Below are 22,253 nucleotides of genomic sequence, written 5' to 3'. Positions count from 1 at the left end.
GAAACCACCAGTTCAGCCAAGAACGACGGCAAGGTCGGCGGGCGCGTTAAGAACGCTACATTTTCCTTTCGAGGACTGGTAACGAGCGAGATTTCTACTTCCGAAATTGGGCTCGTACATCACAGCCACAGAGTTACTAAGCAGGCAAGCTCAACATTTGACAGTCCATAACTGATCAATCCGCGTGGTGTAGGACTGGCTCATCATCCCTCTTTTCATTCCCCAATCCGGAATAAGAGGCACACTTGCAGTACGCATCGTCCCGCGGCCCCAGCGGTCGTTGATGTCATCCATAACTCGCATGAGCCGGCCACTTGCAACAGGCTGATTGAGCGCGAACAAATCCTCCGAGAACTCACCAGGTTGCCGCAGATCCATTAGCAAGACCTCCGCCTTGCTATAGCGGAAACCGGGCCGGAAGATCTTTGACACCGCATCGGTGGCTAATCTTGTCATCAGTAACGTGTCGCAGGTTGGGTATGGCAACTCCACCAATGCTCCCTGAGCATGGTGGGCCTCCTTGGGATTGAACATGCCGGTGCGGATGCTCACGCGCATGCGCTTGCACAGCGAGCCCTGTGCCCGCAGCTTTTGCGCAGCGCGCCCCACATAAGTGGCCACTGCCTGCTTGATCGGCGGCAGGTCGCTCAAGCGTTCGCCAAACATACGGCTGCTGCAGATCTCATGCTTGGCCATCTCCACGTCCTCCAGTTCCAGGCACGGTGTGCCCCCCAGTTCACGGGCGGTCTTTTCCACCACCACACTGAACTTCTGCCGAAGGGTACGGGCGTCGGCCCTGGCAAGGTCCATTGCCGTGTAGATGCCCATGGCCTCCAGGTGGGCGGTCATCTTGCGGCCGATACCCCACACATCACTGGCCTTGGAGTTACGCAGTACCCAGTCACGCTTGACCGGGTCGGTGATGTCGATCACACCGTCCGTCTGGCTCAACAGTCTCTTGGCCATGTGATTGGCCAGCTTGGCAAGCGTCTTGGTACCGGCGATGCCTACGCCTACAGGGATGCCGGTGCATTGCAACACGCGAGTACGCAGGCTGTTACCGAACTGCGTGAGGCCTTGCTGAATACCTGACAGGTCGGCAAAGCACTCGTCGATGCTGTAAACCTCCAACGCTGGCACCATGCCCTCGATCAGCGTCATCACACGCTCGCTCATGTCCCCATACAAGGCATAGTTGCTGCTGAACGCGACAACGCCATGCCGGCTAAGCTTTTCCCGCGCCTGAAAGTACGGCTCACCCATTTTCACGTAAGGCTTGGCGTCGTATGACCTGGCGATCACACAGCCGTCGTTGTTGCTCAGTACCACGATCGGCGTCCTGGCCAGGTCTGGCCTGAATACCCGTTCGCAACTCGCATAGAATGCGTTGCAATCGATCAGTGCGAATAGAGGCTCACTGCGCATGGTCGCGAACGCTGTAGCGCACTACGCCCCAGACCACCATATCGTCCCCTTCCCCGACATGACGTGGCGGGTAGTTACGGTTCTCGGACTTGAGCATTACCACGCCGTCACGGCGATGAAGGCGCTTGCACACCGGCTCGCTGTTCAGGGCGGCAATGACGATATCGCCGTGCTCCGGTTCACGCCCACGGTCCACGATAACGATATCGCCCGAATAGATACCCGCCCCTTGCATGCTGTCCCCTTCCACCCTCACCAGATACACATGAGGGGCGCGGATATCGAACAGCTCATCGAGGGAAATGTGCCCCTCCATATGATCTGCCGCAGGGGATGGAAAACCGGCGGGAACATGGAATGAGTAGAGCGGAAATGGGCCAGTGCTACCGAGTGGCCAACCCAGAAAAGTGATGCTCATGAAAAAAGTCCAATGCGAGCTGTATGCATATACAGTAAATCTCGCATCGGTAGCCTGGTCAATCTGGATAAGCGGATTTCGGACGGACGAGGTCGCGCTGACGGCGTTATTCTGCGAGCGGCAGTTTCAGGTGCGCAACAAGCCCCTCACGGTGCCAGTTCCAGATGACCTCACCACCCGCAGCCCTCGCCAGCCGCTCGATCATCGTCGTGCCGAAGCCGGCCTCGCCGCTGTCTGCCGACACCTCCGGCCCCCCTGCTTCGCGCCAGTCCACTTGCAGCACCTGCTCGTGTATCGACCACTGGAAATGTACCAAGCCCTCCATGGCCCCCAAGGCGCCATACTTGATGGAGTTAGTGGCGAGTTCGTGGATACACAATGCGAGTGTGTTGCGCAAGCGCGCGGGTAACGGGTACCCAGGCCCGCTGATTCGGCATTGGGCTACATAAGGGCTCAACACCGAGCCTGCCAAAACCGCCATGTCGACTGCGGCCCCGTCAGGGTTGTCGAGTATCACGCCATAAGCCCGTGACAGCGCACCCAGCTTGGCATTGACGATGCTGGCGACACTGTCGGTGGCCGCCGTCGCCCTGGCCTCGCGGTCCGCCATGGATACCACAGCCTGCACCACCGACAGCAAGTTCTGGATGCGGTGAAGCATCTCGCGGGACAACAACTGTTCCCGCTCAAGGGCCAGGTCCAGTTCTTTGCGCAGCAGCGTCTGCTCAGTGACGTCCCTGGAAACGCAGTGAACCGACACCACCTGCCCCTGCAAATCGGTTACGGGCGTAAGCAGGTTGTCCCAGTGGAATACCCGCTGTGCAGAGGCGCTGTGGCCAGAAAATCTGGCTACCTGCCCGGCCAATGCCGCCTGCAAAGACGCCTGGGCGGATGGCTGCACGGGCACTGGCAACAAGGGAACCCAGGGTAGGCCATTAACCTGTTCAGCCGGTATCCCCAGTGCAGCGCACCCTGCCTTGTTCATTGCCAGCAAGGTGCCGTCAGGTGCCAGTATCTTCACGCAGTCAGGGGTTGCGTTGAGCATGGCATTTTGTACAGCACGTTCGGCAGCGTTGTTACAGTCATCATCAAGTTGCAATTGATCCACCGCTGCGAGCCTGCCCTGTTTACCGGCAGGCTAGAGGAATGCCAAGGCGTTCACAATAGCGAGTTCAGCGCTGCACGGGACCACTCCGGCATGGGTGCGCTATGATTCGGCCATCATCGACGGCGCGTTTTCTAAAGGGGAATGCCATGAAAACATGGATGGGGTGCGCACTGGCAGTAGTGCTGAGCGGGTGCGGCACGGTCGCGACGGTATCCGACAAGTCAAAAGCGGTGGACAACCTGGCGAAGTGGGGATCGGAATGCCGATCGATTCCCCAAGCCTATAGCGGCGTTGCTTACCAGTTCTGCAACCTGAGCAGCCCCGAACGGTCGGGCCCTCACTGGTCGGCAGATACGGTTTTCGTGGACATGGGGTTATCGGCCTTGGCGGACACGCTCTTGCTTCCGTACACCGGTTACCAGCAGCTTCGTTGGGGGAGCACGCCGGTTAGACGGTTGGCGTACTAAGGCCTAGTTGTGGGCTTCGATAAGCTGGGATGAAGAATACGGGACTGTCCATTGCAACAACCGACAGACCGGGATATCGACTCCGCTTATGCAGCACAAATGCCGGCCTCTAGCATCGTCGCGATGATGAAGGGCCCCTTCCGCGCCAGGTACTCGGCCATCCCGCCTGTGTTGCTCGCCTCCAGCTCTAGCTTCAGCGCCTGATAGTGCTGCCGAATGACAACGTTACGTTTGAGCAGGTCCCTGAAACCGAGCATGTGGGCGATCGAAACGTGACCCTGCTCACAGACGTGGAGTTTGTGCGTACGAACACCCTTCACGTTACGCCTGTAGAAATGGTGGCCCTCCGAGAGGTCACTGCCCCGCACGTATCCCAAACCCAACAATATTTCGTCCCGTGTAAGCACGTTGCGATGCTCGTCTACCTCGATGAGGACGTCGATTTCCGGTTTGGCGGCTAATCCCGGCACAGCTGTACTGCCAACGTGGTGGATAGCAATCAGTTCGTCGTTGAAAGCCGAAGCAATGAGTGGCTCGTCTTTCAGATATTGGGCTGGCCAGGAAAGACTGTAGGGCGTGATTTTGCTGGTCAGTGCCATGGAAAGTCCTTTTTGGTGAAGTGTCGTCCGTTGGATTATCCCATGGGATGCAAGCCTCCTATCAAGCTGATCCCCGTAGCCTAGGGGATTTATTGGACCTGCCTGGCTGTTTTTTAGAGTAGGCTTGCGGATTTTCAGGACCAACGGCATATGGATCAGCCCGGACGTAGCGCAATCATCGTTGGCGCATCATCAGGAATAGGTGAAGCCCTCGCCCGCCAACTGGCCGCGAAAGGTTGGCGCTTGGGCCTTGCAGCACGGCGTCTTGATAAATTGCAGGAATTAGCCAGTCAACTGCCGACGCCTTCACTGACGTGCAGTGTCGACTTGAACAACGTAGAGGAGTGTCGACAAGCATTCGCACGAATGGCAGGACAACTAGGGCGAGTGGATCTAGTCGTGATCGGTTCCGCTACCGGTGATGTGAATCATCACTTGGACTGGACGCAAGAGCATCACACGCTAACGGTGAACGTTGTGGGTTTTGCTGCGATTGCCCAAGCCGCGTTTGAGTTGTTCGTAGACCAGGGTGGCGGACACTTGCTGGGGATCTCGTCCATTGCGAAATTTCGGGCCAGTGGCGAGGCGGCATCGTACTGTGCGTCCAAGGCTTTCGTAGCGATGTATCTGGACGGCCTACGTGACTTGGCCCATCGTCGCCAGCTGAATATTGTTGTTACCGAAGCATGCCCGGGGTTTGTAGACACCGCGTTGATGAAGGCCGATAAGCCCTTCTGGGTCGCGAGCCCAGACGAGGCGGCGCAATGCATCTACCGGGCGATTGCCAGGCAGGCCAAGCGGGTCTACGTTACCCGGCGCTGGGGTTTAATTGCCTGGCTCTTGCGATTGTTGCCCTAGCTGAGCACGTCGACCTGCAACCTGCACCACCCATGGCATCGCACCCGGGTCCGTAGCTGGTAAGCGTTACGCAGTCACACCTTGCCGCATAGATCCGCAGGTAGAACGCGCCCATCGTATCGACCAGCCCTTTGGCAACAGTGGTTTTTTCGATTCCTGGAAGGCCGCTGAATACGATGAGCATTATCTGTATCGCGCGCCGAGCGTCATAAACCAAGCCCAGTGGATGGCGTCTCTTCAACCCATGGCATCCAAATCTGTCCACCCGGCAAGCCCGTTTGTGTTCCAACCGAGCAAAGGTGGGCTGTGGATCAACGAGCCAAGTGTTACAATCCGCCACTTCAAATCAGCGCTCGAGGCGCTGAACATCCGTGAACGCCGTCAGTACGACACCCGCCACACCTACGCAACGATGTGCCTGATGTCTGGGATGAACCCTGCGTTCATAGCGAACCGGCCTGGTCACAGCGTTGAGATGTTGCTTTCTACCTACGCGAAATGGATCAGCTCCTCCTCGGACTGGAGGGAGCTGGAGAAGCTGCCGCCACTCGTCGAATTGGCCCTGAATTGGCCTGACATGACGAGCGGGCCTAAATACACCTCTGGAACCCCCGCAGGACAAGCACTTGATCTCCACAGCTAACATCACCATGCAGTTCGGCTCCAAGCCGCTGTTCGAAAACGTTTCGGTAAAATTCAACAATGGCAACCGCTATGGCCTGATTGGCGCCAACGGTTGTGGCAAGTCGACCTTCATGAAGATCCTCGGTGGCGACCTGGAGCCTTCCGGTGGGCAGGTCATGCTTGAGCCGAACACGCGCCTGGGTAAGCTGCGCCAGGACCAGTTCGCCTACGAAGAATTTACCGTGATCGACACGGTCATCATGGGCCACAGCCAACTGTGGAAAGTGAAAGCCGAACGCGACCGCATCTACTCATTGCCTGAAATGTCCGAAGAGGACGGCATGGCCGTCGCGGAGCTGGAAACCGAGTTTGCCGAAATGGACGGCTACACTGCCGAATCCCGCGCCGGTGAACTGCTGCTGGGCCTGGGCATCCCCCTGGAGCAGCATTTCGGCCCCATGAGCGAAGTGGCACCTGGCTGGAAGCTGCGCGTGCTGCTGGCGCAGGCACTGTTCTCGGACCCGGACGTGCTGCTGCTCGACGAGCCGACCAACCACCTGGACATCAACACCATCCGCTGGCTTGAAACCGTGCTCACCGCGCGTAACAGCACCATGGTGATCATTTCCCACGACCGTCACTTCCTGAACAGCGTGTGCACCCACATGGCTGACCTGGATTACGGCGAGTTGCGCCTGTTCCCGGGCAACTACGACGAGTACATGACCGCAGCCACCCAGGCGCGCGAGCAGTTGCTGTCGGACAACGCCAAGAAAAAAGCGCAGATTGCCGAGCTGCAGACCTTCGTCAGCCGCTTCTCTGCCAACGCCTCCAAGGCCAAGCAGGCCACCTCGCGTGCCAAGCAGATCGACAAGATCCAGCTGGCCGAGGTCAAGCCGTCCAGCCGTGTCAGCCCGTTCATTCGTTTCGAGCAGACCAAAAAGCTGCACCGCCAGGCCGTGACCGTCGAGAAGATGGGCAAGGCATTCGACGACAAGGTGCTGTTCAAGGACCTAGGCTTCACCATCGAAGCCGGCGAGCGTGTTGCCATCATCGGCCCCAACGGCATTGGCAAAACCACCTTGCTGCGCACACTGGTCGGTGAAATGACGCCCGACAAAGGCGAAGTGAAGTGGACCGACAGCGCCGAGGTTGGCTACTACGCCCAGGACCACGCCCATGACTTCGAAGAGGACATGAGCCTGTTCGACTGGATGGGCCAGTGGACGTCCGGCGAGCAGGTCATCCGCGGTACCCTGGGCCGCATGCTGTTCTCGAACGATGAAATCCTGAAATCGGTCAAGGTCATCTCCGGGGGTGAGCAGGGCCGCATGCTGTTCGGCAAGCTGATCTTGCAGAAACCGAACGTGCTGGTAATGGACGAGCCGACCAACCACCTGGACATGGAATCGATCGAGGCACTGAACCTGGCGCTGGAAAACTACCCGGGCACCCTGCTGTTCGTCAGCCACGATCGGGAGTTCGTGTCCTCCCTGGCTACCCGCATCATCGAATTGTCTGCCGACGGCGTGGTGGATTTCAGCGGGACCTACGACGATTACCTGCGCAGTCAGGGCGTACTGGGTTGATGCACTGCGGCTGAGCGCTCGGCGGGCTCCGGCACGCCCAGCGCCTGGCCAAAGAACACGGCCGTGTCACGTTGCAGCGAATGGTGGATATGCCGACGGTCTACGCCGTCGGCATCCTTGCACAGCGCCGGCATGCGGGCAGACTGCTCTGCATCGCAGTGGGCCATGAACACGAAATGGCCGGCGCCTGCCAGCAGTCGATAGTCAGGTGAGTCCGGCAGCTTGCGGGCCAAGGCTTCTGCGTTGCGCTCAACAGCCACCAGCTGATCGCTGTCACCACTGTAGATCAATGCGGGCACGTGCACATCGGCCAGGGCATGGCGGCCAAACAGCAGGCTGAGCGGTGCCATGAGCATCACCGCCCCCACCCGCGCATCGGCTTGTGGGGTCAACTCGCTTCGGTCAGCAATCAATACCCCATGGGTCTTGCACGCATCGGCATCGTTGGGGCGTTCCAGGCAGTATTGCCGAAGGCGGTCCAGATCGGGGCGAGCGCCCGACAGTATCAAAGCGGTCTCACCGCCGGCCGAGTAGCCGATCACGCCTACCTTCCCTTCATTCAGATACGGCCCTAGCAAGGCATCATCACGCGCAGCGGTGATCGCGGCGCTGATTTGCAGAGGCCGGCCGTACAGATTGCTCAGCGTGCCCAAACGGCTATGGTCGCGCGCGTTGTCGCCAGGGTGCACGACCGCAACCACGACGAAACCCTGCCGTGCCAGCGACGTGGCCAGGTAATGCAGGGCCAGCGGGCTGCCGGTGTTGCCGTGGGAAAGTACCAACAGTGGAAACCGCCCTAAGGCAACCGGTGCTTCGTCTGCAACGTCCAGCGGGTAGCCATCCAGGCGGCTTGCGTGCGCCTGACCCGTTGCGGGGTAGAAAGCCAAGGCCTGCATGGGGCGAGCATCCACAGGGTCAGCGAGTGTCATGTGGTGCAACCCGGCTACCCAAGGGCTAGCCTCGGCACGGGCGAGAAGCCCACCGAGCAATGCCAGTGCCATCAAGCAGCGAGTGAGAGTCATCGGCCGCCAGCTCCACGTGCGCCTTACCTGCTCCAGCATAGCCCTGCCGTGGCCTGCTGCAGGTGAAAACTCGATGAAAAAATGACGGTGCAAGGTTGCAGCGGCAGGTTGCATTTGTGCCGGCCATCGAACCCGTGGCATACATGCAGGTCAACCTGAAGTTATCGTCACGCGCCCTTGAAGGAGAGTCGCCCATGAGCAAACACGCCTATGTACCGCCCAAGGTCTGGCGCAACGAAGCAGCATCCGGCGGCCAGTTCGCCAGCATCAACCGCCCCGTTGCAGGCCCCACCCACGAAAAGGAACTGCCTGTCGGCAAGCAACCGCTGCAGCTTTACTCGCTCGCTACGCCCAACGGGGTGAAGGTTACGATTGCGCTGGAAGAGTTACTTGCCCTTGGCCACGAAGGTGCCGAGTACGACGCCTGGTTGATCCGTATCGGTGAAGGCGACCAGTTCTCGAGCGGGTTCGTGCAGGTCAACCCCAACTCCAAGATCCCTGCCTTGCTCGACCAAAGCGTTGAGCCCCCGGTGCGGGTGTTCGAGTCTGGGTCAATTTTGCTGTACCTGGCCGAAAAATTCGGCGCACTGCTGCCACAGGCACCGGCAGAGCGTACCGAAACCCTCAACTGGCTGTTCTGGCAGATGGGCGCAGCGCCCTACCTGGGTGGCGGCTTTGGCCACTTCTACGTGTACGCCCCGGAAAAGATCGAATATGCCATCAACCGCTTCACCATGGAGGCCAAACGCCAACTGGACGTATTGAATCGCCGCCTGGGCGAAAGCCGCTACCTGGGTAGCGAGCAGTACAGCATCGCCGACATTGCCGTGTGGTCCTGGTATGGGCAGTTGGTACTGGGCACCGTGTACAACGCAGCGGAGTTTCTGGCGGTAGACGAATACCCCCATGTATTGCGTTGGGCCAGGGAGATTGCCGAGCGGCCGGCAGTACAACGTGGTACACGGGTAAACCGTATTTGGGGTGATGAAGACAGCCAGGTGGCTGAACGTCATTCGGCCAGCGATCTGGGCTGATTTACGCACCCACTGCCCGTGATCAGGCAGCAACCGGAAGGATGCTGCCCATCTGAAGATGCACGTTGAGAACGTGCAGTGTGGCGCCCCCCCCAACAACAATGCCCCCCTGCACGCACCCATTTGCCCCTGCGCAAGCCTGCGCCCGCGACCCCCTTCTTGTACACTCCCCGCACTAGCCCCAACCCGCATTTTTGGTGAACGCATGATCGAGGTAACCGAGGTTTCCATTGCCGCACTGCGCGAGGCGCTCGAAGCGGGCCGCACGACAGCAGTCGAATTGGTCAAGGCCTACCTGGCGCGTATCGAGGCATACGATGGCGCAGACACCGCCACTGCCCTCAACGCCGTGGTAGTGCGCAACCCGCAGGCCCTGGCGGAGGCCGAGGCCTCGGACGCCCGGCGTGCGCAGGGCAAGCTGCTTGGCCCGCTCGACGGCATCCCGTACACCGCCAAAGACAGCTATTTGGTAAAAGGCTTGACGGCGGCGTCCGGCAGTCCGGCCTTCAAGCACCTGGTCGCACAGCGCGACGCCTTTACCATCGAGCGCCTGCGCGCTGCCGGCGCCATTTGCCTGGGCAAGACCAACATGCCGCCCATGGCCAACGGCGGCATGCAGCGTGGCGTCTACGGCCGAGCCGAGAGCCCGTACAATGCCGACTACCTGACCGCCCCGTTTGCATCGGGCTCGTCGAACGGTGCCGGTACTGCTACTGCAGCCAGTTTCAGCGCCTTCGGGCTGGCCGAAGAAACCTGGTCCAGCGGCCGAGGACCTGCGTCCAACAACGGGCTGTGCGCTTATACCCCTTCGCGAGGCGTCATCTCGGTGCGGGGCAACTGGCCGCTCACCCCGACCATGGATGTGGTGGTGCCTTACGCACGGACAATGGCCGACTTGCTGGAAATCCTTGACGTAGTGGTGGCCGACGACGCCGACCCTCGTGGCGACCTGTGGCGCCTACAACCTTGGGTGCCCATTCCGGCCCCCTCCGAGGTGCGCCCAGCCTCGTACCCGGCGCTGGCTGCCAAGGCCGATGCACTCAAGGGCAAGCGCTTTGGTGTACCGCGCATGTACATCAATGCCGATGAACAGGCTGGCACCTCGGAGAAGCCCGGCATTGGCGGCCCGACCGGCCAACGCATCCACACCCGCGCCAGCGTCATCGCGCTGTGGCAGCAGGCCCGCAAGGCACTGGAGGCTGCGGGTGCCGAGGTGGTCGAGGTGGATTTCCCGCTGGTGTCCAATTGCGAGGGCGATCGGCCAGGGGCACCCACCGTGTACAACCGGGGCATCGTCAGCCAGGCATTCTTGCACGACGAACTGTGGGAACTGTCAGGGTGGGCGTTCGATGACTTCCTGCGCGCCAACGACGACCCCGCGCTCAATCGCCTGGCCGATGTAGATGGCCCGCAGATCTTCCCGCACGACCCGGGCACCCTGCCCAACCGTGAGGATGACCTGGCGGCGGGCATGGACCAATACGTCGTCATGGCCAAGCGCGGCCTCAAAACCTGGGACCAGATCGACACCTTGCCGGACGGCCTGCGAGGGCTGGAGAAAACCCGCAAGCTGGACCTTGAAGACTGGATGGACAGCCTTGGCCTGGATGCGGTGCTGTTCCCAACCGTGGCAGACGTGGGCCCGGCGGATGCCGACGTTAACCTGGCGTCAGCTGACATCGCCTGGAGCAACGGCGTCTGGGTCGCCAATGGCAACCTGGCCATCCGTCACCTGGGGGTCCCGACCGTGACCGTGCCAATGGGCGTGATGGCTGACATTGGTATGCCCGTAGGCCTGACGTTCGCCGGGCGCGCCTATAGCGACAATGCACTGTTAACCTACGGCGCTGCGTTCGAAGCTACCGGGCTCCGCCGCATGATTCCGCCTCGCACGCCCCCGCTTGGCTAAGCCTCTGGCAACCGTTACCCAAACGGCTATCGCGCAGGTCAACATTTTGTGTAAATATGCACATATTGTTGAACTGCGTGAAACCAATGCCCATCGAACCTGACGACGAACGCCGCATCACCCTGACCGTGCTCAAGGCCGCCTTACAGGCCATGGGGAGCGTCGCTGCGCGGAACATGGAAATTCTCCTGCATGACCTCGAGCAACCGGAGCGATCCGTCATTGCAATCGTCAACGGGCACTTGTCTGGCCGTCGCATCGGCAGCCCTATCCTGGCAGCCCCCGAGCAGGACCAAGGTTTCAAGGCGCTGATGCAGGCCACGGCCGACCAGCGCGGCAGTGAGCCCATCGTGCTGCCGGATTACCCCACGCAACTGAAGGGTCGAAGCCTGCGAAGCGCGACAGCCATTTTTCGTGACAGCAATGGCAAGGCATTTGCCAGCCTGTGCATCAACACCGACGTCACCGGTCTGGACGCCGCCATGGCGTTTCTGCAGCAGTTCCAGCCACTGGGCGCGGTGCCCGTCACTCAGGAGGCCGCGGACATCGAGGTGCTGATGGCCGACATAATGCAGGCCGCACTGCAGCGCAGCGGCCAAGGCCGCATGACCAAACAAGCCAAGGTCGACGCCGTGCGGGTGATGCAGGAGCGCGGGCTGTTCATCGTCAAAGGCGGCGTAGAAAAAGCCGCCGCCGCCCTGGGTGTGACCCGGTACACCATTTACAACTACCTCGAACAACTGCGCGGAGCCAGCCAGTGACCTTGCACATCCCGACCCCTTTGATCGAATCGCCCCCGTTGTCCCAGGCATGCGGCAGCAACGTGTGGCTGAAACTCGACGCCTTGCAACCCAGTGGCTCGTTCAAGCTGCGCGGCGTGGGCCATGCCTGCGAAGTGCACCACGCCCGGGGGGCCCGTCGCTTCGTGTCATCGTCGGGGGGCAATGCAGGCCTGGCGGTGGCTTATGCGGGGCGCAAGCTGGGCGTGCCGGTGACCGTGGTGGTGCCAGAGACCACCACCGAGCGGGCGAAAGAACTGCTGCGCCAGGAAGACGCCGAGGTGATCGTCCACGGCAGCGCCTGGCACGAGGCCAATGCCCTGGCGCAAACGTTGGTAGGCGCCGATGCGGCTTTCATTCACCCGTTCGATGACCCCTTGCTGTGGGCCGGCCATGCGAGCCTGGTGGATGAGGTGGCGCAAACCGGCTTGAAACCTGATGCCGTGGTGCTGTCAGTGGGCGGCGGCGGGCTGTTGAGCGGCGTGGTCGAGGGGCTGCAGCGCAATGGGTGGGTGGATGTGCCCGTAGTGGCGGTAGAAACCGAAGGTGCGGCGTCGCTGCATGCCGCCATGCACGCCGGCCACTCCGTGGAGTTGCAGCAGCTCACTTCTATCGCCACGAGCCTGGGCGCGAAGCGGGTGGCCGATCAGGCGCTGGCCTGCACCCGTCAGCATCCCGTTGTCAGCCAGTTGGTCAGCGACCACCAAGCCGTGCAAGCTTGCCAGCAGTTCTTGCACGACCATCGCCTGCTGGTGGAGCCGGCCTGCGGTGCAGCCCTGGCGCTCGCCTACAGCACCCAGGCGCTGGCCGCGTATCGCACTGTACTGATAGTGGTGTGCGGCGGCGCCACAGCCACGCTGGCGCAGATACAGGCCTGGGCTGCTGCAACCCGGCCTCAGTGATAAAAAAGCCCGTGGCAGGCACGGGCAACTGAGCAGCAACGCAGTAACCTGTGTTTCATCCCTTTTTCAGCGCCTGTTCCTTGTGCATGGCCAGGTGCCCGGTCTTGTCACTCTTGACCTCGTATTGCGGCTCGTCCTTGGAACAATGGCGCTGGCGCCCGCAGAACTCCACATCCTGGGTATGCACCTTCACCACAGTACCGTGGATGGTGCCGGCTTCGGAATTCCACTGCACCTTGTCACCTGCCTTGTATGCGTGACTCATCGGATTCTCCGGACTGCAAGCTTGGGACGATTGAGATCGTCATATCCAGTTGTTTTACTGAGCCCGCTGTCAGCCAAAAAATTCCTTCGCACTGGCCATACCCGGACGAAATGCGATTGCACCCTTTCGGTCTGCAGCAAGTGAAGGCACAATGCGTGTCCTTTTTTTGGCCGGCCTGGCCGGGGGCCTCTAAATGATCAAAACGCCGTACTACCTCATCGACAAAACCAAGCTGCTTGGCAACATGGAGAAGATCGCCTACGTGCGCGAACACTCCGGTGCCAAGGCGCTGCTCGCCCTCAAGTGCTTTGCGACTTGGTCGGTGTTCGACCTGATGCAACAGTACATGGACGGCACCACCTCTTCGTCGCTTTACGAGCTCAAGCTCGGGCGCCAGAAGTTTGCCGGCGAAACCCACGCCTACAGCGTGGCGTGGGCGGACGACGAAGTAGAGGAAATGCTGGAGAACTGCGACAAGATCATCTTCAACTCCATCGGCCAGCTGCAGCGCTTTGCTGCTCAGTCCGAAGGCAAGGTGCGCGGGCTTCGCGTGAACCCGCAGGTGAGCAGTTCCGACTACGCGCTGGCCGACCCGGCTCGCCCGTTCAGCCGCCTGGGCGAATGGGACCCGGCGAAGATCGAGCAGGTGATCGAGCAGGTCTCCGGCTTCATGTTCCACAACAACTGCGAGAACGGCGACTTCAGCCTGTTCGACAAGATGCTGTCGCACATCGAACAACGCTTTGGTCACCTGTTGCACAGAGTGCAGTGGGTGAGCTTGGGCGGCGGCGTGCACTTCACCGGTGAAGGCTATGCACTGGACGCGTTTTGCGCACGCCTGAAGGCGTTCTCGGAAACCTACGGCGTACAGGTCTACCTGGAGCCGGGTGAAGCCGCGATCACCCAGAGCGCCTCGCTGGAAGTGACTGTGCTCGATACCTTGTACAACGGCAAGCACCTCGCCGTGGTCGACAGCTCGATCGAAGCACACATGCTCGACCTGCTGATCTACCGCCTCAATGCCAAGATGGCGCCCAACGACGGCGAGCACACCTACATGGTTTGCGGCAAGTCATGCCTGGCCGGCGATATCTTTGGCGAGTACCAGTTCGATCGCCCATTGGCCATCGGCGACCGCCTGTCGTTCGTCGACGCGGCGGGCTACACCATGGTCAAGAAGAACTGGTTCAACGGCCTGAAAATGCCATCCATCGCGGTCAAACAACTCGACGGCAGCGTCGAGGTCGTACGCGAGTTCGGTTTTGAAGATTACGTTTCCAGCCTGTCGTAAGACGGGCACAGCGAGTAAGGAGCAACAGGTAAATTGAAGAAGAACGTTCTTATCATTGGTGCAGGAGGTGTCGCCAAGGTGGTGGCCCACAAGTGCGCGCAGCATAACGACGAACTGGGTCGTATTGCCATCGCGTCACGGAACATCTCCAAATGCCAGGCCATCATCGACAGCGTCAAGGCCAAGGGTAGCCTCAAGGTACCCGCCGACATCCAGGCCTTCTCGCTCAATGCCCTCGATGTCGAGGCCACCAAGGCCCTGATCCGCGAGACCGAATCGCAGATCGTGATCAACGTAGGCTCAGCCTTCCTCAACATGTCGGTGCTGCGTGCCTGTATCGATACGGGTGTGGCCTATCTGGACACCGCCATCCACGAAGAGCCGGGCAAGATCTGCGAGACCCCGCCGTGGTACGGCAACTACGAGTGGAAACACCTCGAAGAGTGCCAGGCCAAGAACATTACTGCCATTCTCGGCGTCGGTTTCGACCCGGGTGTGGTGAACAGCTACGCCAAGCTGGCGCAGCAGCAATACTTCGACCGCATCGACTCGATCGACATTCTCGACGTCAATGCCGGTTCGCATGGCAAGTACTTCGCCACTAACTTCGACCCGGAAATCAACTTCCGCGAGTTCACCGGGCAAGTGTGGAGCTGGCAGAACAGCCAGTGGACCAGCAACACCATGTTTGAAGTCAAGCGCACTGACGACCTGCCGGTGGTAGGTTCGCAGAACCTGTACCTGACCGGTCATGACGAAGTGCACTCGATCTCGAAGAACCTCGACGTGCCGAACGTGCGTTTCTGGATGAGCTTCGGCGAGCACTATATCAATGTGTTCACGGTGCTGAAAAACCTTGGCTTGCTCAGCGAGCAACCCGTCAAAACCGCCGAAGGGCTCGAAGTGGTGCCGCTCAAGGTGGTCAAGGCCGTGCTGCCAGACCCGGCCTCGCTCGCCCCGGGCTACACCGGCAAGACCTGCATCGGTGACCTGGTCAAAGGCACCAAGAACGGCCAGCCGCGGGAAGTCTTCATCTACAACGTGGCCGACCACGAAGAAGCCTACGCCGAAACCGACAGCCAAGGCATTTCCTACACCGCAGGCGTACCGCCGGTGGCAGCTGCCTTGTTGGTGGCCCGTGGGGAGTGGGATGCCAAGCGCATGGTCAACGTCGAAGAGCTACCAGCAGAGCCGTTCCTCAAGGCGCTGGACGTGATGGGTTTGCCAACCCGCGTCAAGGATGAAAAAGGCGACCGTCCATGGGACGCTGAAGCCTGAGCAACACCCAGGGGGCGCCAATAAGGCGCCCCTTTCTTTTGGCCGCCATCAGTGCGCCCCCTCGCACCCGCCTCACCCAAGTCATATAAAGTAAATAACGCTGTGCCATGTTCTGACGGTGTTCTCGCCATGGGGCTGTCAGATGAAAGTGTCGGTGTTCGGTACCGGATACGTTGGCCTTACCCAGGCTGTGTGCCTTGCTCAGGTTGGGCATACGGTCATGTGCATGGATGTGGATACGGACCGTGTTCAAGCCCTCGGTCAAGGCAATTGCCCGCTGTTCGAGCCAGGTCTGCCGGCCATGCTCCAGCACAACCTGTCATGCGGGCGCTTGCAGTTTACTGCCGATGCTGGCCAAGCCACCCACCACGCTGCTGTTCTGTTCATTGCGGTCGGCACCCCTGCCCTGGCCGACGGCAGCGCAGATTTGGCCCAAGTACTCAGCGTTGTCGATAACATCGTCGAGCACGCCGTCGGGCCTAAGGTGATCGTCAACAAATCCACCGTACCGGTCGGGACGGTAGACCTCATCAAAGCGCGCATTGGGCAAGCCGTGAGCGATGCCGGCCGCTTTCAGGTGATCAGCAACCCCGAGTTCCTGAAGGAAGGCTCTGCGGTAGACGACTGCATGCGCCCAGAGCGCATCATCATCGGCGGTGCAGGGCCAAACGCGCTTGCACTGCTGCGCGAGTTGTACCAGCCGTTCAGCCGCAACCGGGAAAAACTGATGGTGATGGACGCACGCAGTGCCGAAATGAGCAAATACGCGGCGAATTGCATGCTGGCCACGAAAATTTCGTTCATGAACGAAATGGCCAGCCTGGCCGAGCACCTGGGTGCCGACATCGAGATGGTGCGGCGGGGCATAGGCTCTGACTCGCGTATCGGCTACGACTTCATCTATGCGGGCTGCGGGTTTGGCGGTTCGTGTTTCCCTAAAGACCTGCAGGCCTTGCGCCACAGTGCAGAGCAGGCAGGCTTGCAACCGCAGATCCTGCAAGCGGTTGAGCAGGTGAATGAACGGCAGAAAGGCCTGCTCTTCGCCAAGATTCAACAACATTATCCGGCAGGTATTGGCGGCAAGGTGTTTGCGGTATGGGGGCTGGCGTTCAAACCCAATACCAATGACATCCGCGAAGCACCTAGCCGCGTGCTGCTGGAGGCACTGTGGGCCGCAGGCGCCCGTGTACAAGCGCACGACCCGCAGGCCATGGATGAGATCCAGCGGTTGTACGGCGCTCAAACCCATCTCACCTTGGCAGCCAGCAAGGAGCACGCGTTAGCAGGCGCTGATGCGTTGGTGATCGTCACCGAGTGGCAGGACTATCGGGTCCTCAACCTTGAAACAGTACCTGGGCAACTGGCCGATCGAGTGGTATTCGATGGTCGCAACCTGTACGAGCCCGAACACATGGCCAGCGCCGGCTTGACGTATTACGGCATTGGGCGTGGAGAACGGGTGTCTGCATTCGGCTCTTGATGAAAAGCGTCCGTTTCTGACCAATTTTGTCGGATTTCTTACAGGCGGCTGTCAGGACGCTTGCAATCCGCCCCGGCCCTAAATACTGTATGAATAGTCAGTATAAAGGGTCAGCGCCATGCAACTCATTGCCAAACTCGGCATTCTTGCCGATGCCGCCAAATACGATGCGTCCTGCGCCAGCAGCGGTGCGCCCAAGCGAAATTCGCGGGGTGGTGACGGCCTTGGCGCAACCAATGGCATGGGCATCTGCCACAGCTACACGCCCGACGGCCGCTGCGTATCGCTGCTGAAAATATTGCTGACCAATTTTTGCCTGTACGACTGCCAATACTGCGTGAACCGCCGCTCCAGCAACGTGCCCCGCGCACGCTTCAGCCCCGAGGAAGTGGTACGCCTGACCCTGGATTTTTACCGGCGCAACTGCATCAGCGGCTTGTTCCTGAGTTCCGGCATCATTCGCTCGGCAGACTACACCATGGAACAGCTGATACGGGTTGCGCGGCTGCTGCGCGAGGAACACAACTTTCGCGGCTATATCCACCTCAAGACCATCCCCGACGCGGACCCGCTGCTGATTGAAGAAGCCGGCCGCCTGGCGGACCGCCTGAGTGTGAATATCGAGCTGCCAACGGACGAAAGCCTCCAGCGCCTGGCGCCAGAAAAGCATGCGCACACCATTCGCCAGGCCATGGGGGTGATCCACCAGGGGCAGCAGGCGGTGGCGAACGAGCCGAAAGCGCCACGCTTTACGCCAGCCGGTCAAAGCACCCAGGTGATCGTGGGCGCAGACAGTACCGATGACAGCACCTTGCTGCGCAATGCCGAATCGCTGTACCAAGGCTATGGGCTCAAGCGTGTGTATTATTCCGCCTTCAGCCCCATCCCCGACAGCCCGGGTAGCGTACCGCTGGCGGCGCCGCCATTGCTGCGTGAGCATCGGCTGTACCAGGCCGACTTCCTGTTGCGCGGTTATGGTTACAAGGCAGGGGAACTGCTGGGCCAGGCCGGGAACCTGGCCCTTGATATCGACCCCAAGCTGGCGTGGGCCCTGGCCAACCGGGAGGTATTCCCGTTGGACGTGAATCGTGCCGAACCCGCCCTGCTGGCACGCATCCCGGGGATTGGCCTGCGCAGCGTGCAACGCTTGGTGGCGCTGCGGCGAGAGCGGCGCATTCGTTACGACGACCTCATTCAGCTGCGCTGTGTGCTGGACAAGGCCAGGCCCTTCATCGTCACCAGCGATTACCGCCCAGCCCAGGCCGAATTGCGCAGCGGGCTGTTACGCGCCCGCCTTCGTGAACCCCAGGCACCGGTGCAAATGGGGCTGTGGGGGTGATAGCGCTGGATTGCGACAACCTGTTCAGCACCTGGCGTTCGCAGGCGCGGATGCTGTTGAGCCACGGCGTCGATCCTTCGCAGGTCACCTGGTCCCAAGGCCCGGTGGCTGATCTGCTGGCAGAGGCAGTGGCGCTACCTGAAGTTCAAGGGCCGTTCCGCGCATCCATCCCCGCTGCCTTGCTTGGCCAGCTGGAGCAGGCCTCCCGTTATCACGGGGAACAACGCTGGAATTTTCTGTACGAAGTGCTGTGGCGCGTGGCCCACGGCGACCGTACCGCGATGCTGGCGGGTGATCGCCTGGGCAGTGAACTACACCGGCGCATCAAGCAGGTGAGCCGCGAGGCGCACCATCTGCATGCGTTTCTGCGCTTCGTACCCCTGCCAGAATCATTGGTGGGCCCTTTGCAACTGGACCTGGTGGCCTTCCATGAGCCGGCACACGATATTCTGCAAAGCGCCAGTGGGCATTTTGCAGACCGGCTGGGGCGCTTGCGCTGGTTGATCGCAACACCCCGGGACGGCATTCGGTTCGATGGGCAGGCGTTCGATTATCAAAGGCAGTGCCCTGCGCTATGGCAGCAGTGGGCGCGCAATGCTGAGGACCCAGGTGCCGAACTGTGGCGTACGTATTATCGCCACACGTTCAACCCGGCCAGGCTTAACCCGGATGCCCTGCGCTTGCACATGCCAGGCCGGTTCTGGCGGCATCTGCCGGAGGGCATGCTCATTCCCCAGCTCGAAGGCCTGGCGCGGCAAGGTAAACAGCGGGATGGCCAGGCTCAGGAAGTGGCGGCCCAGGGCGGGAAAACGATCAGCGCCATGAAGCGTGAGCTGTTGGCCGCAAAGCCTCCGACTCAGTGACTGGCACCGGCTTCGCCGGTGGCTGCGGCCTCCCTGGGCGAGCAAATGTTTTCCATGAATTCTTGAAGACGACGCAATCCGTGTGGGAGCGGGTTTACCCGCGAAGCAGACAACGCGGTGTGTGGCACCGGCTTTGCCGGTGTTCGCGGGCAAGCCCGCTCCCACAGTGATTGCGCTGACTTGTAGATTGTTGTGGAAGACAGTTGCTCCCACAGGTTACCCCGCTGCTGACTCAACAAATAAAGCCGGCTTGCAGGTAATGCAGTGCAGCGCGGCCCGCCAGCCTCAACCGAACAACCGCTCCAGGCAGCCGATACGTTTCTTGTACACGCGGCGCGCCTCCAGTGCCTGGTCCATGGTCACAGCCAGAAACCGTGCCTGTTGGTTGGGTTGCATCTGCCCCACCAGGTCCAGGTCAGCACTGATCACCGTGCCGATCATGGCATAGCCCCCGCCAGACACCGCGTCGCGGTGCAGAATGATGGGCTCCAGCCCTGCCGGCACCTGGATCGAACCGATGGGGTAACAGCTGTCGACGATATTGGACGGGTCAGACCCTGCCCCGAAGGGCTGCTCCCGCGGCTCGAAGCCCAAAGCGCCGCCCCCTTTGTAGCGGTAGCCAATACGGTCAGCCTCGGAGCCTACTGTCCAGGCGTCCGTGAAAAATCGGCGGGCCGCTGCCTCGGTCAACCGGTGGTAGTACAGCCCCGGCACCACCCGCAGCACCACCTCGCCCCCCAACGCCTGGCGCAGGGCCATGGGCAGACTGGCATTGACGCGGCCCTTGCCGCTGGGTACGCCCACCGCAAGGCCGTCCCCGGCCATCAGCTTGCGCCCCTGAAAACCGCCCAGGCCACCCAACGCGTAAGTGGAGCGGCTGCCCAGCACTTCGGGTACATCGATGCCACCGGCCACTGCCAGGTACGCCCGGGCGCCCGCCGTCGGGAAGCCAAACCGCAGCACCTGCCCGGCACGCACGGCGAACGAGGTATCGGGGCGCTGCTCACGGCCGTCGACCAGCACGGCCATCTGCGCACCGCACACTGCCACCAAAGCATCCTGTACAAACTCAAGTTCAGGCCCCACCAACGCGCATTCGATGCAGGCGGCGCCAGCCGGGTTGCCCACCAGGTGATTGGCCGCCCGCAAGGCGTACTGGTCCAGCGCACCCGACGGCGGAATGCCCAGGTGATAGAACCCTTCGCGCCCCAGATCTTGCACAGAGCTGGCCAGGCCGGGTTTGAGAACCTTGATCATGCCAGTGCCTCCTGCAGCGACTTGGGGTACCCCGCTGGGTCTGCCAGGAAGGCATCCAGGGAAAACGCCACCGGGCGGATGCGCAGATCGAAAATCCCTTGCTCCACCTCCGCCACCGCCTGGTCGTACGCGGCACGGTCCATGGGTTTGAACTGCACGATGTCACCGGGGCGGAAAAACACCATGTGCTCCTTCAAATAGCCAAGCGCTTGCTGAGGGTCATAGATGGGCGCGGGCGTGACGCCGAACATCTGATAACCCCCTGCCCCACGTACCGAATAGATGCAACCGAAGCAGCCACCGTGGCCCAGGGTAAGCCTGGGGGTGTCGGTGCGCGGGCGCAGGTACTTCGGCACCTGTAATTGCCGCTCGCGCTCCACCATCTGGAACATGAACGGCAGGCCCGCCACAAAACCGACCATGGACACGAACCAGGGCGCACCACTGTGGGCCTCTATAAACGCATCCACCCCCTGCAGACCATTGATGCGGGCAGCGTATTCGAGGTCAGTGCTGTCCGGGTCTTGATGGCGGTCGCGAAAGCGCATCAGGGTTTCGTGGGTCCAGGGGTCGTTGTACAGCACGGGAATTTCGATGATGCGGGTGTGCAGGGAGCGTTCGGCAACCGCCTCGGCCTCAGCACCCTGTACGGCGTGCAGCAGGGCCTGCGGTGCAATGCGGTCCGGGTCGAAGCGGATCTGGAACGAGGCGTTGGCCAGGCAGATGTCCAGCACACCGTCTAGGGCAAGGCGCTCCACCGCACGGGTGATGGCCATGCCTTTGAAAAAGGCCTCGAGCGACATGCTGTCGCTCACTTCGGCGAACAGGTGCTCGTCAGCGCCGAAGCTGTAACGGACGGGGGTTGAAGCGAGCGATTCGGCCATGACTGTTCCTTTTTTGGATTCTTTGTAGAAAGGCAGGCAAAAGCAACTGTGGCAGGCTCCGGCTTCTGCGCGCCGGCTGGCCGTGTTTTCTAGCGTGGCGCACGCACTTCGATGCCTGCGACCCTCAACGCTTCACGGGTAGCTTCAACCAGGTCCAACGCCCCAGGCGTGTCGCTGTGCAGGCAGATGGAATCGAATGCGATTGCCAGGTCCTGGCCTTCAACAGTTCGCACAATACCCTGCTGGCAGGCCCGCACCACGCGCTCGGCCACAGCTACAGGTTGCAATGCGCGAACATTGCGTGTGAACACGATCGAGCCGCTCGCATCGTACTCGCGGTCGGCATAGAACTCGCGAATCACAGGCTGGCCGAGCTGTTGAGCGATACGGCAGATTGCCGAGCCCGGCATGCAGTACAGCAGCAGGGTTGGCTCGACCGCCTGCAGGTTCTGCACCAGTAACCGCGCGGCTTCTTCGTCCCGTGCCAGGTGCATGTACAGCGCCCCATGGGGCTTGACGTGCTGCAGGCTTACGCCTTGGGCGCGGGCGATCTCACGCAGTGCCCCTAATTGGTAAAGGATGTCGTCCACCAGTTCCTGGGCCGTGGCGTTGATATGGCGGCGCCCAAAGCCAACCAGGTCGCGAAACCCCGGGTGCGCCCCAACCGCCACCCCAAGCGCCTTGGCCCGGGCAACAGTGCGGCGCATGGTGCCTGGGTCTCCGGCATGGAAGCCGGTCGCGATATTGGCCGAGCTGATATGCGTCATCAGTTCGTTGTCCACGCCGTCGCCGATAGTCCAGGGCCCGAACCCTTCACCCATGTCGGAATTGAAGTCCACCACCTGCATAAGCCTGCCTCCCG

Annotated in this window: 22 protein-coding genes and 1 pseudogene; 13 read left to right on the top strand and 10 right to left on the bottom strand. The window is 61.0% G+C overall.

The window, feature by feature from the left end; genetic code table 11:
- Positions 1–150: 150 nt before the first annotated feature.
- The 3 genes from umuC to PPA02S_RS00875 form a co-directional block, all read right to left on the bottom strand.
- Positions 151–1,425: a translesion error-prone DNA polymerase V subunit UmuC gene (gene umuC / locus PPA02S_RS00885; RefSeq protein WP_028634163.1), complete on the bottom strand. Its 1,275-nt coding sequence runs from the start codon at positions 1,423–1,425 to the stop codon at positions 151–153.
- On the bottom strand, positions 1,415–1,843 hold the full coding sequence (locus PPA02S_RS00880; protein WP_028634164.1) for a LexA family protein: 429 nt from the start codon (positions 1,841–1,843) through the stop codon (positions 1,415–1,417). The genes umuC and PPA02S_RS00880 overlap by 11 nt, the downstream gene beginning before the upstream one ends.
- Before the next feature lie 106 nt (positions 1,844–1,949).
- Positions 1,950–2,888, bottom strand: coding sequence for a PAS domain-containing protein (locus PPA02S_RS00875; protein WP_154660084.1), 939 nt, complete (start codon positions 2,886–2,888; stop codon positions 1,950–1,952).
- A 164-nt stretch (positions 2,889–3,052) separates the two neighbouring features.
- Here PPA02S_RS00875 and PPA02S_RS00870 point away from each other — a divergent pair, with 164 nt between their 5' ends.
- Positions 3,053–3,418 carry a YceK/YidQ family lipoprotein gene (locus PPA02S_RS00870; protein WP_369403349.1) on the top strand — a complete coding sequence of 122 codons (366 nt, stop codon included), beginning with the start codon at positions 3,053–3,055 and terminating at the stop codon, positions 3,416–3,418.
- Between the two features lie 86 nt (positions 3,419–3,504).
- On the opposite strand, the gene PPA02S_RS00865 is transcribed toward PPA02S_RS00870, so the two are convergent.
- Positions 3,505–4,017 (bottom strand): GrpB family protein, encoded by a 513-nt coding sequence (locus tag PPA02S_RS00865; protein WP_028634167.1) that lies wholly within the window; start codon positions 4,015–4,017, stop codon positions 3,505–3,507.
- Between the two features lie 150 nt (positions 4,018–4,167).
- On the opposite strand from PPA02S_RS00865, the gene PPA02S_RS00860 reads away from it, so the two are divergent.
- Positions 4,168–4,875 (top strand): SDR family NAD(P)-dependent oxidoreductase, encoded by a 708-nt coding sequence (locus tag PPA02S_RS00860; protein WP_028634168.1) that lies wholly within the window; start codon positions 4,168–4,170, stop codon positions 4,873–4,875.
- A gap of 91 nt (positions 4,876–4,966) precedes the next feature.
- Here the strand turns inward: PPA02S_RS00860 and PPA02S_RS23260 are convergent.
- Positions 4,967–5,059: pseudogene (locus PPA02S_RS23260) on the bottom strand (AAA family ATPase); the annotation flags it as partial.
- 60 nt (positions 5,060–5,119) lie between these two features.
- On the opposite strand from PPA02S_RS23260, the gene PPA02S_RS00855 reads away from it, so the two are divergent.
- Both PPA02S_RS00855 and PPA02S_RS00850 read left to right on the top strand, forming a co-directional pair.
- On the top strand, positions 5,120–5,518 hold the full coding sequence (locus PPA02S_RS00855; protein WP_245614621.1) for a site-specific integrase: 399 nt from the start codon (positions 5,120–5,122) through the stop codon (positions 5,516–5,518).
- Positions 5,502–7,088 (top strand): ABC-F family ATPase, encoded by a 1,587-nt coding sequence (locus PPA02S_RS00850; RefSeq protein ID WP_028634169.1) that lies wholly within the window; start codon positions 5,502–5,504, stop codon positions 7,086–7,088. Before PPA02S_RS00855 ends, PPA02S_RS00850 begins: the two co-directional genes overlap by 17 nt.
- Here the strand turns inward: PPA02S_RS00850 and PPA02S_RS00845 are convergent.
- The gene (locus tag PPA02S_RS00845) at positions 7,070–8,110 is read right to left on the bottom strand and encodes an alpha/beta hydrolase family protein (protein ID WP_028634170.1); all 1,041 of its coding nucleotides are present in this window, start codon (positions 8,108–8,110) and stop codon (positions 7,070–7,072) included. The two genes, PPA02S_RS00850 and PPA02S_RS00845, sit on opposite strands and share 19 nt — an antisense overlap.
- Positions 8,111–8,304: 194 nt before the next feature.
- Here PPA02S_RS00845 and yghU point away from each other — a divergent pair, with 194 nt between their 5' ends.
- The 4 genes from yghU (at position 8,305) to PPA02S_RS00825 (ending at position 12,734) form a co-directional block, all read left to right on the top strand.
- Positions 8,305–9,144: a glutathione-dependent disulfide-bond oxidoreductase gene (yghU, locus tag PPA02S_RS00840; protein ID WP_028634171.1), complete on the top strand. Its 840-nt coding sequence runs from the start codon at positions 8,305–8,307 to the stop codon at positions 9,142–9,144.
- A gap of 205 nt (positions 9,145–9,349) precedes the next feature.
- On the top strand, positions 9,350–11,053 hold the full coding sequence (locus tag PPA02S_RS00835; RefSeq protein ID WP_028634172.1) for an amidase: 1,704 nt from the start codon (positions 9,350–9,352) through the stop codon (positions 11,051–11,053).
- Positions 11,054–11,139: 86 nt separating this feature from the next.
- The gene (locus tag PPA02S_RS00830; protein WP_028634173.1) at positions 11,140–11,814 is read left to right on the top strand and encodes a helix-turn-helix transcriptional regulator; all 675 of its coding nucleotides are present in this window, start codon (positions 11,140–11,142) and stop codon (positions 11,812–11,814) included.
- Positions 11,811–12,734 carry a pyridoxal-phosphate dependent enzyme gene (locus tag PPA02S_RS00825; protein ID WP_028634174.1) on the top strand — a complete coding sequence of 308 codons (924 nt, stop codon included), beginning with the start codon at positions 11,811–11,813 and terminating at the stop codon, positions 12,732–12,734. Before PPA02S_RS00830 ends, PPA02S_RS00825 begins: the two co-directional genes overlap by 4 nt.
- Before the next feature lie 55 nt (positions 12,735–12,789).
- Here PPA02S_RS00825 and PPA02S_RS00820 read toward each other — a convergent pair whose 3' ends face one another.
- Positions 12,790–12,999: a hypervirulence associated TUDOR domain-containing protein gene (locus tag PPA02S_RS00820; protein ID WP_028634175.1), complete on the bottom strand. Its 210-nt coding sequence runs from the start codon at positions 12,997–12,999 to the stop codon at positions 12,790–12,792.
- 193 nt (positions 13,000–13,192) lie between these two features.
- On the opposite strand from PPA02S_RS00820, the gene nspC reads away from it, so the two are divergent.
- The 5 genes from nspC to PPA02S_RS00795 all read left to right on the top strand — a co-directional run bounded on the left by nspC (position 13,193) and on the right by PPA02S_RS00795 (position 19,250).
- Positions 13,193–14,290 (top strand): carboxynorspermidine decarboxylase, encoded by a 1,098-nt coding sequence (nspC, locus tag PPA02S_RS00815; protein WP_028634176.1) that lies wholly within the window; start codon positions 13,193–13,195, stop codon positions 14,288–14,290.
- Between the two features lie 33 nt (positions 14,291–14,323).
- Positions 14,324–15,568 carry a saccharopine dehydrogenase family protein gene (locus PPA02S_RS00810; protein ID WP_028634177.1) on the top strand — a complete coding sequence of 415 codons (1,245 nt, stop codon included), beginning with the start codon at positions 14,324–14,326 and terminating at the stop codon, positions 15,566–15,568.
- A 142-nt stretch (positions 15,569–15,710) separates the two neighbouring features.
- The gene (locus tag PPA02S_RS00805; protein WP_028634178.1) at positions 15,711–17,048 is read left to right on the top strand and encodes a UDP-glucose dehydrogenase family protein; all 1,338 of its coding nucleotides are present in this window, start codon (positions 15,711–15,713) and stop codon (positions 17,046–17,048) included.
- Between the two features lie 118 nt (positions 17,049–17,166).
- Entirely contained in the window at positions 17,167–18,387 is a 1,221-nt protein-coding gene (locus PPA02S_RS00800) for a putative DNA modification/repair radical SAM protein (protein ID WP_028634179.1), read from the top strand.
- Positions 18,378–19,250, top strand: a complete 873-nt coding sequence (locus PPA02S_RS00795; RefSeq protein WP_042141120.1) for a TIGR03915 family putative DNA repair protein — start codon at positions 18,378–18,380, stop codon at positions 19,248–19,250. Before PPA02S_RS00800 ends, PPA02S_RS00795 begins: the two co-directional genes overlap by 10 nt.
- A 285-nt stretch (positions 19,251–19,535) precedes the next feature.
- Here PPA02S_RS00795 and PPA02S_RS00790 read toward each other — a convergent pair whose 3' ends face one another.
- The 3 genes from PPA02S_RS00790 to PPA02S_RS00780 all read right to left on the bottom strand — a co-directional run bounded on the left by PPA02S_RS00790 (position 19,536) and on the right by PPA02S_RS00780 (position 22,239).
- Positions 19,536–20,507 carry a 5-oxoprolinase subunit C family protein gene (locus tag PPA02S_RS00790; protein ID WP_028634180.1) on the bottom strand — a complete coding sequence of 324 codons (972 nt, stop codon included), beginning with the start codon at positions 20,505–20,507 and terminating at the stop codon, positions 19,536–19,538.
- A complete protein-coding gene (locus tag PPA02S_RS00785; RefSeq protein ID WP_028634181.1) occupies positions 20,504–21,391 on the bottom strand; it encodes a 5-oxoprolinase subunit B family protein in 888 nt (295 codons plus the stop codon). Before PPA02S_RS00785 ends, PPA02S_RS00790 begins: the two co-directional genes overlap by 4 nt.
- An 89-nt stretch (positions 21,392–21,480) precedes the next feature.
- A complete protein-coding gene (locus PPA02S_RS00780; protein WP_028634182.1) occupies positions 21,481–22,239 on the bottom strand; it encodes a 5-oxoprolinase subunit PxpA in 759 nt (252 codons plus the stop codon).
- Positions 22,240–22,253 lie beyond the last annotated feature (14 nt).

Origin of the sequence: Pseudomonas parafulva NBRC 16636 = DSM 17004 (assembly GCF_000730645.1) — a bacterium.
In the GTDB taxonomy this organism is placed as follows: Bacteria; Pseudomonadota; Gammaproteobacteria; order Pseudomonadales; family Pseudomonadaceae; genus Aquipseudomonas; species Aquipseudomonas parafulva.
Note: the sequence above shows the minus strand (reverse complement) of the source record. Positions and strands in the feature narration are given on the sequence as shown.

Bases quoted from the DNA above. Each gene is read 5' to 3' on its own strand.
- PPA02S_RS00800 (WP_028634179.1), top strand. From the start codon at position 17,167: ATGCAACTCATTGCCAAACTCGGCATTCTTGCCGATGCCGCCAAATAC.
- PPA02S_RS00805 (WP_028634178.1), top strand. From the start codon at position 15,711: ATGAAAGTGTCGGTGTTCGGTACCGGATACGTTGGCCTTACCCAGGCT.
- PPA02S_RS00860 (WP_028634168.1), top strand. From the start codon at position 4,168: ATGGATCAGCCCGGACGTAGCGCAATCATCGTTGGCGCATCATCAGGA.
- umuC (WP_028634163.1), bottom strand. From the start codon at position 1,425: ATGCGCAGTGAGCCTCTATTCGCACTGATCGATTGCAACGCATTCTAT.
- PPA02S_RS00835 (WP_028634172.1), top strand. From the start codon at position 9,350: ATGATCGAGGTAACCGAGGTTTCCATTGCCGCACTGCGCGAGGCGCTC.
- PPA02S_RS00865 (WP_028634167.1), bottom strand. From the start codon at position 4,017: ATGGCACTGACCAGCAAAATCACGCCCTACAGTCTTTCCTGGCCAGCC.
- yghU (WP_028634171.1), top strand. From the start codon at position 8,305: ATGAGCAAACACGCCTATGTACCGCCCAAGGTCTGGCGCAACGAAGCA.
- PPA02S_RS00830 (WP_028634173.1), top strand. From the start codon at position 11,140: ATGCCCATCGAACCTGACGACGAACGCCGCATCACCCTGACCGTGCTC.
- PPA02S_RS00785 (WP_028634181.1), bottom strand. From the start codon at position 21,391: ATGGCCGAATCGCTCGCTTCAACCCCCGTCCGTTACAGCTTCGGCGCT.
- PPA02S_RS00820 (WP_028634175.1), bottom strand. From the start codon at position 12,999: ATGAGTCACGCATACAAGGCAGGTGACAAGGTGCAGTGGAATTCCGAA.
- PPA02S_RS00845 (WP_028634170.1), bottom strand. From the start codon at position 8,110: ATGACTCTCACTCGCTGCTTGATGGCACTGGCATTGCTCGGTGGGCTT.
- PPA02S_RS00855 (WP_245614621.1), top strand. From the start codon at position 5,120: ATGGCATCCAAATCTGTCCACCCGGCAAGCCCGTTTGTGTTCCAACCG.
- PPA02S_RS00790 (WP_028634180.1), bottom strand. From the start codon at position 20,507: ATGATCAAGGTTCTCAAACCCGGCCTGGCCAGCTCTGTGCAAGATCTG.
- PPA02S_RS00875 (WP_154660084.1), bottom strand. From the start codon at position 2,888: ATGCTCAACGCAACCCCTGACTGCGTGAAGATACTGGCACCTGACGGC.
- PPA02S_RS00780 (WP_028634182.1), bottom strand. From the start codon at position 22,239: ATGCAGGTGGTGGACTTCAATTCCGACATGGGTGAAGGGTTCGGGCCC.
- PPA02S_RS00880 (WP_028634164.1), bottom strand. From the start codon at position 1,843: ATGAGCATCACTTTTCTGGGTTGGCCACTCGGTAGCACTGGCCCATTT.
- nspC (WP_028634176.1), top strand. From the start codon at position 13,193: ATGATCAAAACGCCGTACTACCTCATCGACAAAACCAAGCTGCTTGGC.
- PPA02S_RS00870 (WP_369403349.1), top strand. From the start codon at position 3,053: ATGATTCGGCCATCATCGACGGCGCGTTTTCTAAAGGGGAATGCCATG.